Source organism: Nocardia anocheti, assembly GCF_029675105.1.
Classification (GTDB): Bacteria; Actinomycetota; Actinomycetes; order Mycobacteriales; family Mycobacteriaceae; genus Nocardia.
Map to the genome: position 1 here is coordinate 488,397 of NZ_JAQQFV010000002.1, position 17,582 is coordinate 505,978.

Consider the following 17,582-nt stretch of genomic DNA (forward strand, 5'->3'; position numbering starts at 1 on the left):
GGGCCGGGTTTTGGCGGGATGCTGACGTGCTCGCAGTCGTTTGGTGGGCTGGGAGTGCGGTTAGTGGTCGATTGGCGTGCCGTGGGCTGGTCTCACGGCCTCTCGTCGGTACCGTGACGTCGTGGCTGCCGATGACGAATCGAAACCCGGGCCCGCGGCCGCCGAGCTGAGCGCGCTTCCGCCGAGTTGGTCGGTGCCGCGGCCGCCGCGTTGGTTGCCGCGCGCCCTGCTCTACGCGGTGCTCGCGGTGGCGGGGCTGATCGCGGCGTTCTGGATCCTGGGCAAGTTGCAGGGCCTGCTGACCGTGCTCATGGTCTCGCTGTTCCTGGCCTTCGCGATCGAGCCTGCGGTGAATTGGCTTGCCGCGCGCGGGGTTCGGCGCGGGGCGGGCACCGGCGCGGTCTTCCTGCTGCTGCTGGTGCTGATCGTGGCGTTCGTGTGGACGTTGGGCGCGCTGCTGGTCAACCAGGTGACCATGCTGGTGCAGAACGCGCCCGACTACGTGCAGGACATCGTCGACTGGATCAACTCCACCTTCAACCAGGACCTTTCCGGCGACGACCTGACCAATTACGCCTCGGAGTGGAGTTCCACGATCGAGAAGTACCTGGTCGGCATCGCCGGAAACGTCTGGGGCATCGGCACGGTCGCGATCGGCGCGCTGTTCCAACTGCTCGGCGTGCTGCTGTTCACCTTCTACTTCGCCGCCGACGGCCCGCGTTTCCGCAGCTGGGTGTGCTCGCTGCTGCCCCCGAAGCAGCAGAAGCACGTGCTGCGCGCCTGGGACATCGCGGTGGAGAAGACCGGCGGCTACATCTACTCGCGCGCGCTACTGGCCCTGTGTTCGGCGGTCGCGCACTACATCGCCCTGCGAATCTTCGACGTGCCCTCGGCATTCGCGCTGGCGCTGTGGGTGGGTGTGGTCTCGCAGTTCATCCCGACCGTCGGCACCTACCTGGCGGGCGCGCTGCCGGTGCTGGTGGCCCTGGTGCACGATCCGATCACCGCAGTCTGGATTCTGCTGTTCATCATCGCCTACCAGCAGTTCGAGAACTACGTGCTGCAACCGCGCATCACCGCGACCACCCTGGACATGCATCCGGCGGTGGCCTTCGGCGCTGTCATCGCCGGTGCCGCGTTACTAGGGCCGACCGGTGCGCTGCTGGCCATTCCGGTCACCGCGACGCTGCAGGGTTTCGCGGGCGCGTATGTGCGGCGCTACGAGGTCACCGAGGGGGCCGACGCGCCACCGGTCAAGAAGAAGAAACGCAAGACCCCGCCGCCCGCCGACACCACGGGCGAGTAGCGCGTGGCCATCCTGCTCGGGCTGGTCTCGATGCTGTCGACGCTGTTCGGCGGTTTCGTCGCCATGCGTATCGGCGACCGCAAACACCTGGTGCTGGGTCTGGCCGCGGGCGTGATGCTCGGTCTGGTCGCCTTCGACCTGATCCCCGAGGCACTCGAGCAGTCCACCGGCGAGTTGGGTGGTGTGCCGGTGGTGCTCATCGCGGCCGTCGTCGGTTTCCTCAGCCTGCACATCCTCGAACGCGCCGTCGCCATCCATCGCGGGCACGAGGACGAATTCGGTTCCCACCACCACGGCTTCGAGTCCGTCGGGCTGCTCGCCGCGGCGGGCCTGATCTTCCACAGCACCCTGGACGGTTTCGGCATCGGCATCGGCTACCAGGCGGGTGCCACCGTCGGCCTCTCGGTCGCCATCGCCGTCATCTGCCACGATTTCGCCGACGGCTTCAACACCTTCACCATCCCCACCCTCTACGGCAGCGCCCGCCGCCGCGCCCTCACCCTGCTCGGTCTCGACGCCATCGCCCCCGTCGTCGGCGCCATCCTGGGCACCCTCATCCCCGTCCCCGACCAGTTCATCGGCCTCTACCTCGGCTACTTCGCGGGCTTCCTGCTCTACCTCGCCACCGCCGACATCCTCCCCGAAGCCCACGCCGACCACCCCTCCCGCCTCACCCTCCTGCTCACCGTCCTCGGCGTCATCGCCATGTTCGCCGTAGCCTCCCTGAGCCACACCCACTGACACGAAAAGGGACGCACCGAACCCGGTGCGTCCCTTCCCGATTCATCCGTGCTACTGCGCGGCGGCCTCCGCCTCGGCGGCCAGCGCCCGGCGGCGCACGCGGCGCGCGGCGGCGACCATATTGCGCAGCGAGGGCTCGAGCTGCCAGTAGTGGCGGGTCTTCAGACCACCATCGGGGTTGGCCCAGAGGCGTTGCGGGGTCACCGCTTTCGCGGCCTGGGTGAGGAGTTCGTCGAGCTCGTCGATGTCGGGGATGCGGGCCGAGCGGCTCTCGTAGACGCCGGGGCCCACACCGTGGCTGAGGCCGTGGCCGGTGGACAGGTCCTCGGTGAGGGCCTGCATGACCCACTCGATCGAGCGGGTGGCCACGATCGCGGTGACATCGGCGTCGAGCTGTTCGATCGCGTCGACCACGTCGGTGCGCCCGGAATAGCCGATGTGGGTGTGGATCTGGGTATCGGCCCGCACGCCGGAGGTGGCCAGTTTGAAGGCGCCGACCGCCCAGCGCAGGTACTCCTCGCGGCCGCGGGGGCGCGCGGGCAGCAACTCGCGGATGGCGGGCTCGTCGACCTGGATGATGGCGATGCCCGCCCGTTCCAGATCCACCACCTCGTCGCGAATGGCCAGCGCCACCTGGTCGGCCGTCTCGTAGAGCGGCTGGTCTTGGCGCACGAACGAGCGCGCCAGCATGGTGACCGGCCCGGTGACCATGCCCTTGACCGGCTTGTCGGTCAGCGACTGCGCGTAGGTGGTCCACTCCACCGACATCGGCGCGGGCCGCGCGACATCGCCGTAGACGATCGGCGGCCGCACGCACCGCGAGCCGTACACCTGCACCCAGCCGAAGCGGGTGGTGGCGAAGCCGTCGAGCTGCTCGGCGAAGTACTGGATCATGTCGTTGCGTTCGTGCTCACCGTGCACGAACACGTCCAGGCCGATGTCCTCCTGCAGCCGGATCGTCGCCTCGATCTCGGCCTCGACCTGCTTGCGGTAGTCCTGCTCGGACAGCCGTCCCGAGGCCACCTCGTAGCGCGCCTGCCGCAGCTTGCCGCTCTGCGGGAACGAACCCAGCGTGGTGGCGGGCACCACCGGCAGATTCAGCCGTTCCTGCTGCGCGGCGCGACGCACCGCGTACGGTTCGCGCTCGCGCATCTGCGGCGTGATCGCGTACACCCGCTGGCGCACCGCGTGCTTCTGCTTGAAGTGCACCTCGGTGGGCCTCTTGCGCCACTTCTCCGAGGGGCCCTCGGTGAGCGCCTTGGCCAGCGAGACCACCTCGCCCACCTTCTGCTTGGCGAAGGCGAGCCGGTCGGCCACATTGCCCTCGATGTCGTACTCGGCGAGCACGTCGTAGGGCACGTGCAGCAGCGTGGTGCCGGTGGAGACCACCAGATCGGGGCACACCTCGGCGATCGCGTTGAGGTAGTTCAGCGTCACGTAACGATCCGCGCGCCAGACATTGGTCCCGCTGATGACACCGGCGTAGATCCGCTTGCGCTTGATGCCCGGGATCGCGGCCAGTTCCTCCGGCGTCATCCGGTAGGAGGCCAGGTCCAGCCCGATCGCCTCGACATTGCTGGCGGCCAGGATGCGCAGCGCCTCACCGAAATCGCCGTACTGCCCGGTGACCAGGATGCGCGGACGCAGCGGCGCCTTGGCCAGCCGCTGGTAGGCGCGCTCGAAGGCGGCCAGCTCGGCCGCCGAGCGCTCGCCGGTGAAGCACGGTTCGTCGAGCTGCACACAGGTCGACCCGCGCTTGGCCAGCAGCTCGAACAGCTGCTCGTAGAACGGCAGCAGCTTGTCCAGCAGGCTCAACGTGTCGAACTCGGCCTCGCCGGGCACGTGCCCCGCCTTCGACAGCAGCAGCAGCGACACCGGCCCCAGCACCACCGGACGCAGCTCGATCCCGCGCGCGATGGCCCGGTCCCACTCGTCGAGCAGGGCCTCGGGATGCAGCGAGAACGTGGTGTCGGCGTCGAGCTCGGGCTGACGGTAGTGGTAGTTGGTGCCGAAGAAACGCACCAGCTCGAGCGGCGGCAGATCCGGATTGCCGCGTGCCATCAGGAAGTAGAAGTCCAGCGGGTGCAGACCCTGCTGGTGCTCCTTGAAGCGCGAGGGCACCGCGCCGAAGAGCAGCGCGTTGTCGAGGACGTGGTCGTAGAAGGAGAAGGTGTTGCCCGGAACCTGGGTCAGGCCGGTCGCGGCCAGCTCGTCGAACTGCCGCTGCTGGATGTCGCGACCCACCGCGAGCAGTTCCTCGCGCTCGAGCGATCCGCGCCAGTACTCCTCGAGGGCACGCTTGAGCTCGCGGTGCGGACCGATCCTCGGGTAACCGAGAACGCTCGACCCGAATCCATCGGTGACGTTGACCATGACCGGGATACTCCCTTTCGATCACCTGCGCGGGCGACCAGGGCGACCCGGTCCCGCGCGTTGCTGCGCTCGACATAGCGCCGGACCGCGCGAGCGCGTCCGGCTTACTGCAGCTTAGGCCGCGAGCACGGCCCTTCGCCGTTCCCCCTGCAAACACCCCGGAAAAGGCCGAAGGCCACCGTCATCGCGTAGTGGGTGATGACGGTGGCCTCCGGTGAGCAAACCTAGTTGCCGTACTGGTAGAAACCGGCGCCTGTCTTCTTGCCCAGCAGACCTGCCTCGACCATGCGCATGAGCAGCGGCGGAGCGGAGTACAGCGGCTCCTTGAACTCGGCGTACATCGAGTCCGCGATCGACTTCACGGTGTCCAGACCGACCAGGTCGGTCAGCGCCAGCGGGCCCATCGGGTGGGCACAGCCGAGCACCATGGCCTTGTCGACGTCTTCCTTGGTCGCGAAGCCCGACTCGACCATGCGGATGGCCGAGAGCAGGTACGGCACCAGCAGCGCGTTGACCACGAAGCCGGAGCGGTCGGCCGAACGCACGACCTGCTTGCCCAGGATGTCGGCGGCGAACGCCTCGGCGCGCTTGGCGACGGGCTCGCTGGTCTTGAGCGTGGTGACCAGCTCGACCAGCGGCAGCACCGGCACCGGGTTGAAGAAGTGCAGGCCCACCACGCGCTCGGGGTTGGCGGTGGCCACGGCGATCTTCATGATCGGGATGGAGGAGGTGTTGGAGGCGAGCACGGCGTCGGGGTCGGTGACCACCTTGTCCAGCTCGGCGAAGATGGCCGTCTTGACCTCTTCGTTCTCGACAACGGCCTCCACGACCAGCTGCCGGTCGGCGAAATCGCCCAGGTCGGAGGTGAAGCGCAGCCGCCAGGCCGCCTGCTCCCGCTCGCGCTCGGTGATCTTGCCGCTGCTCACGCCACGATCCAGCGAGCGCAGGATGCGCGCGCGGCCCGCCGCGGCGAGTTCACGACTGGTCTCGTAGACGAGGACGTCGACGTGCGCGCGTGCGCACACTTCCGCGATGCCCGCGCCCATCTGTCCGGCGCCGATGATCCCGACGCGCTGAATCTTCTCGCTCACGTCCCGCTCCTGCTGTGTGTCTGGGTCTGGGGTGGCTGGGGTGGTCATAGCGACCAAGTTATAGGGATGCCCTCCCACGCCGGGGCTGTTCGGCGTGGGAGGGCGTACACCCCTACCGGAGTAGAGGAAAGGTGTTGCCGGTCAAAGCAACCCCGAGGGGATCAGTGGAACTGACCCTCTTCGGTGGAGCCCTTCAGGGCGGCCGTCGAGGTGTTGGGGTCGACGGTGGTGGCGATGGTGTCGAAGTACCCGGCACCGACCTCACGCTGGTGCTTGATGGCGGTGAAGCCACGCTCGGCGGCGGCCTTGAACTCGCGCTCCTGCAGGTCGACGAACGCGGTCATGCCCTCGCGAGCGTAGCCGTGCGCCAGGTCGAACATGCCGTAGTTCAGCGAGTGGAAACCGGCCAGGGTGATGAACTGGAACTTGAAGCCCATCGCGCCGAGCTCACGCTGGAACTTCGCGATGGTCGCGTCGTCCAGGTGCGCCTTCCAGTTGAACGAAGGCGAGCAGTTGTAGGCCAGCAGCTGGTCCGGGAACTCGCCGCGGACGGCCTCGGCGAACTTGCGCGCGACCTCGAGGTCCGGCACACCGGTCTCCATCCAGATGAGGTCGGAGTACGGGGCGTAGGCCTTGGCACGCGCGATGCAGGGCTCGATGCCGTTCTTCACACCGAAGAAGCCCTCGGCGGTACGGGTGCCGTCCAGGAACTCACGGTCGCGCTCGTCCACATCGGTGGTGAGCAGGGTGGCGGCCTCGGCGTCGGTGCGGGCGATGATGACCGACGGCACACCGGCGACGTCGGCGGCCAGGCGCGCGGAGGTCAGGGTGCGGATGTGCTGCTGGGTGGGGATCAGCACCTTGCCACCGAGGTGGCCACACTTCTTCTCCGAGGCCAGCTGGTCCTCCCAGTGGACACCGGCGGCACCAGCGGCGATCATCGCCTTCTGCAGCTCGTAGGCGTTCAGCGCGCCACCGAAACCGGCCTCGGCGTCGGCCACGATCGGGGCCAGCCAGTTGGCGACCGAGGTGTCACCCTCGACCTTGGAGATCTCGTCGGCGCGCAGCAGCGCGTTGTTGATGCGACGGACCACCGACGGGACCGAGTTCGCCGGGTACAGCGACTGGTCGGGGTAGGTGTGGCCGGACAGGTTCGCGTCACCGGCGACCTGCCAGCCCGACAGGTAGATGGCCTTCAGACCGGCGCGGACCTGCTGCACGGCCTGGTTGCCGGTGAGGGCACCGAGGGAGTTGATGTAGTCCTCGTTGTTGACGAGGTCCCAGAGGATCTCGGCACCACGACGGGCGAGGGTGTGCTCCTCGACGACGTTGCCCTGCAGGGCGACGACCTGCTCGGCGGTGTAGTTGCGGGTGATGCCCTTCCAACGGGGGTTGGTGTCCCAGTCGTTCTGGATCTCCGCGGCGGTCTTCGGGGTGCCGACAGTCGACATCTCTGACTCCACTTCCTCGGTGTGGTCGGTGCTCCGGCAGCGCGGGCCCGGGTGAATCAACCGGCGGCGGAAGGCTTTCGGTTGCACGGGTCGTACTGCTGGAGCAATTTGCAGGCTTGCTAGGGCTACCTAGGGCCTGAGGGGTGTACTTCCACACGATGGCACACCGAGAAATAGCCGTCTACCTGTTGCTTATGTGAATCTCAGCTAGGTTTGCCGTCGCGTTTGCTAACTTTGCGAAATTTGCAGGCGGATTGCAAGCATCGGGCCTACCGACGGGTAGTGCTGACCTGGAGTTTTAGCATAACGCTTGTACTGTTAGCGATCTTCGGCCGGGCGGGCCCCGATACACCCCAGCCTCGCACTCTGTGAGTTGATTCACACACCACGCCGGGCCTCAGCGCTGTGCGTGTCGTCACTGGATCGTGGGTTCGGGCAAGATCGTGCTGCCGGTACGAGGAAATGAGGATCATGCGCAAGTCGGGAATCGTGGCATTGGCGGCACTGGCGACGCTGAGTGTGTTGCCGCAGACGACGGCGGGCGCGCAGCCCGACGCCGCCGCGGGCGGGGTCGTCGGCACCGAGGCACTCACGGCGGCGGCCACGCTGCCCGGCTCGGTGGACGCCGAGCGACTGCTCTACCGCTCCACCACCGCGGGCGAGGTCCCGGTGACCACGAGCGCGGCCGTCTACTTCCCGCCCGGTCCCGCGCCCGAGGGCGGCTGGCCGGTCATCGCGTGGGCGCACGGCACCGTCGGCCTCGGGGACGACTGCGCCTACAGCGTCGCGGGCCCGGCGGCGGTCGAGCGCGACTGGGCCTATCTGGGCACCTGGTTGGCGCAGGGCTACGCGATCGTGGCGGCCGACTACGCGGGCCTGGGCGGCCCCGGCGAGCACCCGTACCTCAACGGCGTGGTCGAGGCCCACAATGTGGTCGACGCCGTGCGCGCGGCGACCTCCCACTACCCCACGCTGTCGAACCGGTGGGCCGTGGTCGGCCAGTCCCAGGGTGGCGGCGCCGCGGTGTTCACCGCCCGGCACGCCACCGAATTCGGCGGCCCCGCCCTCGACTACCGCGGCGCCGTGGGCACCGGCGTGCCCGCCTACATCGAGGACATCGTCGGGCTCGTCGGCCCCGGCGTCCCCCCGATCGCGCTGAGCTCGCACCTGACCGCCTACGTGCTCTACATCCTCAACGGCCTGCGCACCACCTACCCCGACCTCGGTATCGATGCCCTGCTCACCGACGCGGGCCGCGCCTGGGTCGACCGCGCCGAGTCCGCCTGCATCGGCCCCCTCGGTGACGAACTCGCCGCCGCGAAGCCCGCCGTCGGCGACCTGTTCGCCCGCCCCCTGGCGAGCATCCCCGACATCCACGGCGTGCTCACCCGCTACATGGGCCTGCCCGAGTCCGGTTTCGACCGCCCACTGTTCCTGGGCCAGGGCCTGCGCGACACCGACGTCGTCACCCCCGAGACCCTGCGCTACGCGGCGGTGCTCGAGGCCAATGGTGAGCCGGTCACCGTGCGCACCTACCCCACCGATCACAACGACACCGTCAACGCGTCGCTGCCGGACTCCCTGCCCTTCGTCCGCGACCTGTTCCGCTGAGCGTGCGTACAGTCGCCACGGTGAGAATCCTTGCCTCCGTTGCCCTCGCCTCGTTCGCGCTCCTGCTGACCCCGGCCCTGGCCCAGGCCGATCCGCCGCCGCCGATCTTCTCCCAGGAGGAGGAGTGCGCGGCCACCCGCAGCCTGGTCGACAATGTCCGCGCCACGAATCCGGAGGCGACGCCGGAGCAGATCGCGGACGCGTTCGTGAACTACCTGGACTCGATGGGCGCCTACACCCGCGTCCCGCAGGCCAAGGAGAACGACCGCCAGGTCACCCTGAGCAACATCGAACGCTGCGGCCTGGCCTAGTCAGCGCGGCGGGTGGGTCCGCGCCCAGTGTTCGGCGATATCGATCCGGCGCGCGACCCACACCCGGTCGTGGGCCCGCACATGGTCGAGGAAGCGTTCCAGCGCGGCGGTGCGCGCCGGGCGCCCCGCCAGGCGGCAGTGCAGGCCGACCGACAGCATCTTCGGATGCCCCCGCACCCCTTCGCGATACAGCACGTCGAAGGCGTCGCGCAGATGGGTGAAGAACTGTTCACCGCTGGGGAATCCGGCCGGGGACGCGTAGCGCATGTCGTTGGTGTCGAGGGTGTACGGGACCACCAGGTGCGACCGGCCCGCGACCTCGGTCCAGTACGGGAGGTCGTCGGCGTAGGAATCCGCGTCGTAGACGAACCCGCCGTGCTCGACCACCAGTTCCCGGGTATTCGGCGAGTCGCGGCCGGTGTACCAGCCGCGCGGCGCGGCACCGGTGAGTTCGGTGAGAATCCGTACCGCGGCGGCCATCTCGGCCCGTTCGGTCTCGCGGTCGACCAGCTGATAGGACTTCCACCACAGGCCATGACAGGCGATCTCGTGCCCGAGTTCCCGAAAGGCCGCCACCGCTTCGGGATTGCGCCGCATGGCCTGCGCCACCGCGAAGACGGTCAGCGGCAAGCCATGCCGCTCGAAAACCCTGAGCACCCGCCACAATCCGGCCCGCGAACCGTACTCGTAGAGCGATTCCATGCTCATGTGCCGATTCGGGAAAGCCTCGGCGGGCGTGATCTCGGACAGGAACGTCTCCGAAGCCGGTGAACCGTCGAGGACATTGTTCTCCCCGCCCTCTTCGTAATTCAGCACGAACTGCACCGCGATCCGCGCGTCACCGGGCCAGTGCGGGTCGGGCGGCGTCGGACCGTAGCCGACGAAGTCCCGCACCACACTCACCCGCCCAGCTCCCCGTAGAGCCGCAGCCGGGCCAGTCCGCCGTCCGGGTAGATGTCGAGCCGCACTTCCTCGACCGAGGCCGCCGCGGGGGCCAGTGGGAAACGGTGGCGGGTGTCGGGCAGCAACGTGGTGCGGGGCAGCAGTTCGACTTCGGTTCCGTCGGTGGTGAATCCGGTGATCGACGCGGCGGCGGGGCTGTTGCCGAGGAAGCAGGAGGTGTCGACCTCCGCGAGCCGGACCGCGCCCGGACCGGCCAATCTGATGCGTACCCAGTCGTTTCCGTCATCACGGCGCCGCGCGGTCTCCCAGCCCTCACCCATCACCCGGGCGAGTCCGGGGTAGAGCAGGTGGTTGGGTGAGCTGTAGAAGCGGTTCGAGCAGTCCAGCACCAGCGCGCCGTTCTCGAGCGCGGCCAGGTCGAAGGGGCCGAGTCCGAGCAGTTCGGGGTCGGGTCGGCCCTCGCCGTGGACGCGCAGTCGGGCGACGCCCCCGTCGGGGTGCAGGGTGAGTCGCACGTGGGTCCAGCGGTTCTCGTCGCCGACGGGAAACGCATTGAGGCTGTCTCCCACGACTTTCACCCGTTCCAGCAGCGGCACCCAATCCGTCCGAGCGGCGATCTCGTCGGCGGGCGGGTACCCCTCGATCGCGAGCGCCGCCACCGAGATCTCGGGGGGATAGTTGCCCGTGAACCAGGCGGTGTCCACCACGACGCCCCGGATCGCGCCCGGAATCCCGAGCCGGATCACGGCCGCGTCGTCGCCGGGTCGGCCCCGGTGGCGCTGGGTCTCCCAGCCGTCGTAGACCTGTCCCCGGTGCCCGAAGGTCGACGGCCGGTACTCGGCCGGACCCGGCTTGATCAAGTTCTCCTTCTCGGCGAAGAACTCGTCGTTCGCCCAGATCACCGAGCCGCCGAGGGCCCGTCCCGCCAGGTCGGGCAGGAGGGTGAAGTCCTCGCTGTGGGTTGTGCTCACCGTGCCTCCTCTACCTCGGGTGCGTATCGCTGTGCCGCCGTCGCTGATTCCGTCGTCGCCTCACCTGCCCTGCGGTGTGGTCGACCGTGTCACTAATCCGTCGAGCACCTCGGAGGTGAGTTCTGGTGCGCGAGACAGTAGTTCGCCGCCGTCGACGGCCCCACATCGCACCGCGCGCAGGACCGTGGCCGCCAGCGCCTCGGCCGTGGCGGGCTCGTCGACGATGCCCTCGGCACGGCGGTCCAGATACGCCCGCAAGCGGGGCACGGCCACGTCGGTGGCGGTGCGGAAGAAGTCGTAGGTCGCCAGCCAGCGGGTGATCAGGTGGCCGGGATGCATGTCCCAGCCCTGGTAGTAGCCCCGGCGCAGGGCGCGGGTGACCAGGCGGTGGTGGTTGCGCAGGGCGGCTTCGGGGTCGTCGCCGGGGACGATCTGGGTGGAGCCGTCACAGATCCACACACCGGTCTGCGCGGCCGCCACCTGCATGACGGTCTTGGCGTGATCGGCGGCCGGATGGTCCAGGGCCTGGTCGGTGGCGGCGATGCCGCAGGCGGCGGTGTAGTCGTAGGTGCCGAAATGCAGGGCGCCGCATCGCTTGTCGGACAGCTGGATCATGCGCGCGATCGGGGCGGTGCCGTCCGGGGCGATGATCGCCTGCGGGCTCTCGATCTGGAGTTCGAAGCGCAAGGTGTGGTCGGGCAGCCCGTAGCCGCGCTCGAGTCCGGCGCACAGGTCCACCAGCGCCGATACCTGCTGGGCCGCCCTGATCTTCGGCACCGTGAACACGAATCCCGGTGGCACGCCGCCCGCACCCGCCAGGACCAGTTCCAGCGTGCGCAGGGCCCGGCTCCGCTCTCCACCGGCCAACCCTTTGATCCGCACACCGAACGACGAAGGCGCACTGTCCTTTCCGGCCCAGCTCGCCAGCGCCTCGCCAGCCGCCACGGCCGCAGCGTCCTCCTCGTCGTCGGCGCGAATGCCGTAACCGTCCTCGAAGTCGATGCGCAGGTCCTGGATCGGCTGCTCGGTCAGCCTGCGTCGGACGGCGGGGAGCGAGCCGGTGGCGTCGAGGTCGGCGAGGAAGTCTGGGTGCCGGTCGAGCAGGTCCAGCGCGGCGGCGCCCCACTCGGCCGGGGTGTCGGTCGACGCGCGGTCGGCGCTGACGTAGGCGGTGTGCACGGGCTGCGCGCGTTCCCCCGCACCCGGGTATCGGGCCCGCAGTTCGGCGTCGACGCTGTCGAGCACCGACTCGACACGCGCGCGGATGTGTTCGGGCAGACGGGCGCTCACCCGGCGGCTCCTTCCTGGATGTGCCGCCACACGCGATCGGCGGTCATCGGCAATCGGTCCGGTCGCACGCCGACGGCGTCGCGCAGGGCATTGGCCAGCGCGGGCGCGACCGGGTTGTAGGGGGACTCACTCATCGATTTGGCGCCCAGCGGACCGAACTCGTCACTGGTTTCGGCGAAATACACCTCGGTGCGGGGCAGATCCGCGAACTGCGGAAGGTGATAGTGCCGCAGCGTGCGCGTGCTGACGACGCCCTGCTCGGTGCGCATTTCCTCGTAGAGCGCGGTCCCCAACGCCTGCGCGATCCCACCCTCCACCTGCCCGCGCAACTGCACGGGATTGACCACCGTGCCCGCGTCGGCCACCTGGACCGACTGCAGAATCCGCACGAGCCCGGTGCTGGGCTGCACCGCGACCCGGAAGGCGTGCACATTGAAACTCACCGAGCGCGGCGTGCCCGCGTGGGTCCCGTGCGCGATCAGCTCACCCTCGGCGAGCAGCTGACCGAGACCGACGAACTCCGCGCCACAGCGCACCCCCGCCGCCTCCAGCACACCGTCCCGTTCGGGATGACCGGTGATCTTCGCGGCCCTGGCCAGCAGCATCGCGTGCAGTTCCAATGCCGCCGCGTAGACCGCCTTACCCGCGACGACGGTGCCGGTGGAACCGAAGGCGCCGGTGTCGTGGCCGACGAGATCGGTGTCGGCGCGGCGGACCGCGACGCGGTCCGCACTCGTGGCCAGCGCGGTCGCCGCGAGCTGGGCGTGCACGGTGGTCGTCCCGTTGCCGAATTCCGCGGTGCCCACGGCTATTTCGTACCGACCGTCGGCGAGCAGGCGCGCGCTGGCGTCGGCGTGATGTCCGCGCGGGGGGATGGTCGCGATCATGGCGACGGCCATTCCCTCGCCCACCCGCCAGTCCGGGCCGGGCGCGGTGACCCCATTCCCCCGACGCAAGGCGTTCTGGGCCGTGTCGAGGCACTGGTCGAGCCCGTAACTGCCGAAGACCAGGTCGCCTTCGTCCACTTCGGCGGCCGTGAACCGATCGCCGGGCACCACGACATTGCGACGGCGGAATTCGAAGGGATCGATACCCAGCTCGCGGGCCAGCTCGTCGATGGCCGATTCGACACCGAAGATCACCTGGCCGAGCCCGTAGCCACGGAACGCGCCAGAGGGAATGTTGTTGGTGTACGCCGCCTGTGCGTCGACGCGCTTGTTCGGGCACCGGTACACGGCGACCGATTCCCCGACGCTGTGGAACAGCACGCCCGCGCTGTGGTTGCCGTAGGCGCCCGCGTCGGCCAGTACGTCCACGGCGAGCGCGGTGAGCATCCCGTCCGCGTCGGCCCCGGCGGTCACCTCGACGCGCATCGGATGCCGACAGATCGCCGCGGTGAACTCCTCGCTCCTGGTGAACTCGTACTGCACCGGATGCCCCGTCCGCAGCACCGCCAGCGCGATCAGATCCTCGACCAGCATCTCCTGCTTGGCCCCGAACCCCCCACCGACCCGAGTCGCGAAGACCCGCACCCGATCCCGCGTCAGCCCGAAAATGTGACACAACTCGTCGCGCACCAGAAACGGCACCTGGGTACTCGACCGCACCACCAGGCGCCCCGCGTCATCGAGCCAGCCGATCCCGCAGTGCGTCTCCAGATGCACGTGCTGCACCCGGGGCGAATGCCACACTCCCCGCACTACTTTCGCGGCGCTCGCCATGCCACGGGCGAAATCACCCACCCCGCCATGAATCTCGGCGACAAGATTCCGCTCCGGGTCCGCGATCCGCGCCGCCTCCGTCTTGTCCGCATGGATTTTCGGCGCCCCCGCACCCAACGCCTCCTCCGGCGTGAACACCCCGGGCCACTCCTCGTACTCCACCCGCAACGCCCGCACCCCCGCCCGCGCCGCGTCGAGCGTCTCCCCCACCACCGCCGCCACCCGCTGCCCCACGAACCGCATCACCCGATCGATCACCACGGTGTCGTCCGGATCGTCCTCCCTGAACTCGTGCCGAGCCGTCGAAAACGCCACCCCCGGCGCGTCCTCCGCCGTCAACACCGCCCGCACCCCCGGCACCGCCAACGCCCCCGCCACCTCGACGGACACCACCCGCCCATACGCCACCGGACTCCCCAACACCGCCAGATGCCAAGCCCCCGCCCCCGGCTCCCCCACTGCCACATCCAGCGTGAACGCCTCCCCACCCCGCACAATCCGCTCCCCACCCGGCGCCCCCACCCCATCCCCCACGCGCCCCACCCCGAACCGCCGCCCCGCACTCACCGCGGCCGCCGCCCCCAGCACCTCCGCCGCTCCCACCGAAGGCCCGGCCCCCACCGACACCGCCGTCCACTCCCCCGCGTCCGGCCTCAGAAACGACTCGACCCCAGGCCCTTCCGCCACCACACCCGATGCCTCGGCACCACGATCTCCCGCGCCCCCATCACTCGCGCGCCTGGGGGTCAGCAGCTCCACTTCACCGGCGAGCTGCGAACTCCCAGGCGCTACCGACTCCGCAGCACCTTCACCCTCAGGCCCGCGACGGCCGTTCTCTCCTGACTCTCCGCGCCCCTCACCCACGGACCGCACACCGTCCGGCGTCGCAACCGCATCATCTGAAGTTGTGCACACCGATGCACAGGAGGGGGACAGGGCGTCGGCGATGGCGCGGTAACCCGTGCAGCGGCACAGGTTCCCCTTCAACAGCTCCGCGCGCTCATCGTCGATGATCGAAGGTCCGGGATCATCGACAGACCCGGGCAGCTCGACCTGCCGGGCGGCAGCGAGCCCACTGGCTGTGACGACCATACCGGCCGTACAGAACCCACACTGGAACCCAGCCCGCGCAACCATGCTGCGCTGCACCGCATCAGGCGCGTCAACGGCACCGAGCCCGGCAGCGGTCGTGACGACCCGCCCCTCCGCACGGTGGGCGGGGATGAGGCACGAATGCACCGGCTCACCATCCAGCAGCACCGAGCACGCACCGCAATCGCCCGCGTCACAACCCTTCTTGACCGCGAGATGCCCCTGTTCGCGCAGCAACGTGCGCAGACATTGACCGGGCCGCGCGGTCACCTCGGCGGACGAACCGTCGACAGTCAGTCGCATACCCCACCTCCCCGACTCATAGGCCACCACCGGTGGTCAGCACGATCCGCCCGCGCAATCCGCCCCCGGCCAACCGCGTGTGGGCGTCGGCGGCGCGGTCCAGCGGCAAGGTGTCAGCGACGCGCAGGTGGAGGTCGTAGCCAGTGAGGGTGGCGAGGGCGGCACCGTCGGCGGTGATCCAGGTGTGGTGAACCCGGATGCCGCGCAACGGTTTCGGGTCAGCGCCACCGACGACGGTCACGAAGGCCCCGCGATTGCGCACGGCGGCCAGCGCGGCGGCGCCGAGGCCGACAGTGTCGAGCACGGCATCGACCCCACCCGGCACCACCGCGCGCACCGCCTCGGCCAAGTCCGGCGTCTCCCGCGAGACCACCCACTCCGCCCCGAGCCCCCGCGCGGCAGCCGCGTCCGCGTCCCCGACCTGCGCGATCACCCGCACCCCACGCCACCGCGCGGCGATCTCCACCGCGAACCCACCCACCGCACCGGCCGCACCGGTGACCAGCAGGGTGTCACCCGATTGCAGCGCGAGCAGATCCAGCGACTGGAGTGCGGTGAGCCCGTTCAGCGGCAGCGTCGCGGCCTCCACCGCGGTGACCCCGGCGGGTGCGGGCGCCACCGCCGACGCGTCCACCACGAGGTACTCGGCGTAGCTGCCCAGCGACCGATCCAGCAGGTCACGCAGCCCGATCACCGGCTGACCCACCGCGAACCCGGCCACCACGGGGCCGACCGCGTCGATCTCCCCGGCCACATCCCAGCCGATCCCGGTCACCGCGCGCGGCGCCATCAACCCGGCCGCCACCAGCGCACCGGACCTGGTCGCCGCGTCGACGGGATTCACCGTCGCGGCCGCCACCCGGATCCGCACCTGCCCCGGCCCCGGCTCCGGCCGCGCGACCTCGATCAGTTCGAGTGCTTCCGGTCCGCCGAATCGCTGGACGACCACTGCGCGCATGCTGGTTTCTCCTCTTCCGTAGGTGCTTACGAACCTAGGGAGAGCTACTCTCTGTCGGGAAGTACGCACCGTGAAGTGCGTATCGCACGCGAGGGAGAGCGATGAGCACACGAACCGCCGCCCAGCGCCGCGCGGAGGCGAGCGCGGCCTACAACGCCTATGTGGCCGCCTGCCCGGCGCGACAACTGCTCGACCGCATCGGCGACAAGTGGGTGAGCCTGACCGTGAACGCCCTGGCCGACGGCCCGCTGCGCTACAGCGAGCTCAACCAGCGCCTGGCCGGGGTGAGTCAGAAGATGCTCACCCAGACCCTGCGCAATCTGGAACGCGACGGCCTGCTGACCCGCACCGTGCTGCCCGAGGTCCCGGTCCGCGTCGACTACCGGCTGACCCCGCTCGGCGAGGAACTGCTCCCGGTGATGCGCACCATCAAGAGCTGGGCCGAGGACCACATGGACCAGGTTTTGCGCGCCCGCGCCGCCTACGACGCCCGGTCCTGACCTCACGACGACCTCCTGAGCTCGGCGGCCACCTCACCGACCAGCAGCCCGGTGACGTGCCTGCGCCAGTCCGGCGCGCCGTGCGGATCGTCGAACCACAGCTCCGGCTCGAACTCCAACAGCGCCGCCTCGACCTCGAATTCCGAGGGCACCGAGGCGAACTCGACGACCACCGGCCGCACGGTCGCGGCCGTGACGGTGATCGCGCACCGCCCGCTCGCCTCCCGCCTGCCCATCACCACCGAGCCGGATCGCCCCAGTGGCGCCAGCGAGATCTTGCGAAAGCTGGTGCGCGCCAACAGACTCGCCATCGGCACCACGAAGGACCGCACCACCGCGTCCGACGACAGGATGTTCTCGCCCGGACCGGTGACGAAGTCGCGCAGCATGATCCGCCGCTCACCGCCGCCGCGCGGCCAGATCACCGCGGTCGCGTCCAGCGCCACCAGCGCGCCGAGCACCGCCCCGGCGGGCAGCGACAGACACACATTCCCGCCGACCGTGGCCGTGCGCCAGATCTTGTGCGAGGCCAGCAGCGCCCGGCACGACTGCGCGAACAGCGCGGTCCCCGGCCATTCCGGTCGCAGCGTCGGCGTGCCGAGTTCGCGGCCTGGTCGCGCTCCGGCGAACTGCGCCAGCGTGCAGGTGGCGGCGATCTCGAGCCCGTCGGAGCGGCCCAGCAGCGGCGGCCAGCCCAGGGTGGTGATGTCGACGAGGCGGTGCAGGTGGTCGTGCGGTTCGGAGAACAGGAAGGTGCCACCGGCGAGCACCGCACTGTGCGCGCCGACCTGGGCCAGGTCGGCGCGGTCGCGGGCGAGAACCACCTCCCGGACGGTATCCAGATCCACGTTCCACCTCGCTTACCTCACCGGCCAGGCTAGGGGCGGGGAGTTGCCACGACGTTGCGCGACGACCGCGCCGTGGTTAACCCGATGACCTCCAGTGTGCTCCGAATTCGCC

13 protein-coding genes and 2 pseudogenes are annotated in these 17,582 nt (G+C 69.6%); 5 read left to right on the plus strand and 10 right to left on the minus strand.

Annotation, left to right across the window (positions count from 1 at the left end):
• Positions 1-121: 121 nt before the first annotated feature.
• Positions 122-1,306 (plus strand): AI-2E family transporter, encoded by a 1,185-nt coding sequence (locus QC180_RS06165; RefSeq protein ID WP_278261610.1) that lies wholly within the window; start codon positions 122-124, stop codon positions 1,304-1,306.
• 3 nt (positions 1,307-1,309) lie between these two features.
• Entirely contained in the window at positions 1,310-2,047 is a 738-nt protein-coding gene (locus tag QC180_RS06170; protein WP_278261611.1) for a ZIP family metal transporter, read from the plus strand.
• 51 nt (positions 2,048-2,098) lie between these two features.
• Here the strand turns inward: QC180_RS06170 and metE are convergent, their stop codons facing one another.
• The 3 genes from metE to aceA all read right to left on the minus strand — a co-directional run bounded on the left by metE (position 2,099) and on the right by aceA (position 6,962).
• Positions 2,099-4,420 carry a 5-methyltetrahydropteroyltriglutamate--homocysteine S-methyltransferase gene (gene metE, locus QC180_RS06175; protein WP_278261612.1) on the minus strand — a complete coding sequence of 774 codons (2,322 nt, stop codon included), beginning with the start codon at positions 4,418-4,420 and terminating at the stop codon, positions 2,099-2,101.
• Between the two features lie 224 nt (positions 4,421-4,644).
• Entirely contained in the window at positions 4,645-5,559 is a 915-nt protein-coding gene (locus QC180_RS06180; protein WP_474646395.1) for a 3-hydroxybutyryl-CoA dehydrogenase, read from the minus strand.
• A 113-nt stretch (positions 5,560-5,672) separates the two neighbouring features.
• Positions 5,673-6,962: an isocitrate lyase gene (gene aceA / locus QC180_RS06185; protein WP_278261614.1), complete on the minus strand. Its 1,290-nt coding sequence runs from the start codon at positions 6,960-6,962 to the stop codon at positions 5,673-5,675.
• Positions 6,963-7,424: 462 nt separating this feature from the next.
• Between aceA and QC180_RS06190 the strand changes: the two genes are divergently transcribed.
• Together QC180_RS06190 and QC180_RS06195 are read left to right on the plus strand one after the other, a co-directional pair.
• Positions 7,425-8,573, plus strand: coding sequence for an alpha/beta hydrolase (locus QC180_RS06190; protein ID WP_474646396.1), 1,149 nt, complete (start codon positions 7,425-7,427; stop codon positions 8,571-8,573).
• Between the two features lie 20 nt (positions 8,574-8,593).
• Positions 8,594-8,884, plus strand: a complete 291-nt coding sequence (locus QC180_RS06195; protein WP_278261616.1) for a hypothetical protein — start codon at positions 8,594-8,596, stop codon at positions 8,882-8,884.
• Here the strand turns inward: QC180_RS06195 and puuE are convergent, their stop codons facing one another.
• From puuE to QC180_RS06220, 6 genes and pseudogenes are all read right to left on the minus strand, one after another.
• Complete coding sequence (puuE, locus tag QC180_RS06200; RefSeq protein WP_278261617.1) at positions 8,885-9,787, minus strand: allantoinase PuuE; 903 nt, start codon at positions 9,785-9,787, stop codon at positions 8,885-8,887.
• Positions 9,784-10,758: an allantoicase gene (gene alc, locus QC180_RS06205; protein ID WP_278261618.1), complete on the minus strand. Its 975-nt coding sequence runs from the start codon at positions 10,756-10,758 to the stop codon at positions 9,784-9,786. Before alc ends, puuE begins: the two co-directional genes overlap by 4 nt.
• Positions 10,759-10,818: 60 nt before the next feature.
• A complete protein-coding gene (locus QC180_RS06210; protein WP_278261619.1) occupies positions 10,819-12,048 on the minus strand; it encodes a DUF6986 family protein in 1,230 nt (409 codons plus the stop codon).
• Positions 12,045-14,300 (minus strand): annotated as a pseudogene (locus QC180_RS06215) (xanthine dehydrogenase family protein molybdopterin-binding subunit); the annotation flags it as partial. The pseudogene QC180_RS06215 and the gene QC180_RS06210, both read right to left, overlap by 4 nt.
• Positions 14,301-14,642: 342 nt before the next feature.
• Positions 14,643-15,164 (minus strand): annotated as a pseudogene (locus tag QC180_RS30305) ((2Fe-2S)-binding protein); the annotation flags it as partial.
• A gap of 16 nt (positions 15,165-15,180) precedes the next feature.
• Positions 15,181-16,122 carry an NADP-dependent oxidoreductase gene (locus tag QC180_RS06220; RefSeq protein ID WP_278261621.1) on the minus strand — a complete coding sequence of 314 codons (942 nt, stop codon included), beginning with the start codon at positions 16,120-16,122 and terminating at the stop codon, positions 15,181-15,183.
• A gap of 101 nt (positions 16,123-16,223) precedes the next feature.
• Between QC180_RS06220 and QC180_RS06225 the strand changes: the two genes are divergently transcribed.
• On the plus strand, positions 16,224-16,622 hold the full coding sequence (locus QC180_RS06225) for a winged helix-turn-helix transcriptional regulator (protein WP_278261622.1): 399 nt from the start codon (positions 16,224-16,226) through the stop codon (positions 16,620-16,622).
• A 2-nt stretch (positions 16,623-16,624) separates the two neighbouring features.
• On the opposite strand, the gene QC180_RS06230 is transcribed toward QC180_RS06225, so the two are convergent.
• Positions 16,625-17,470 (minus strand): FAD binding domain-containing protein, encoded by an 846-nt coding sequence (locus QC180_RS06230; RefSeq protein WP_278261623.1) that lies wholly within the window; start codon positions 17,468-17,470, stop codon positions 16,625-16,627.
• Between the last annotated feature and the right edge of the window lie 112 nt (positions 17,471-17,582).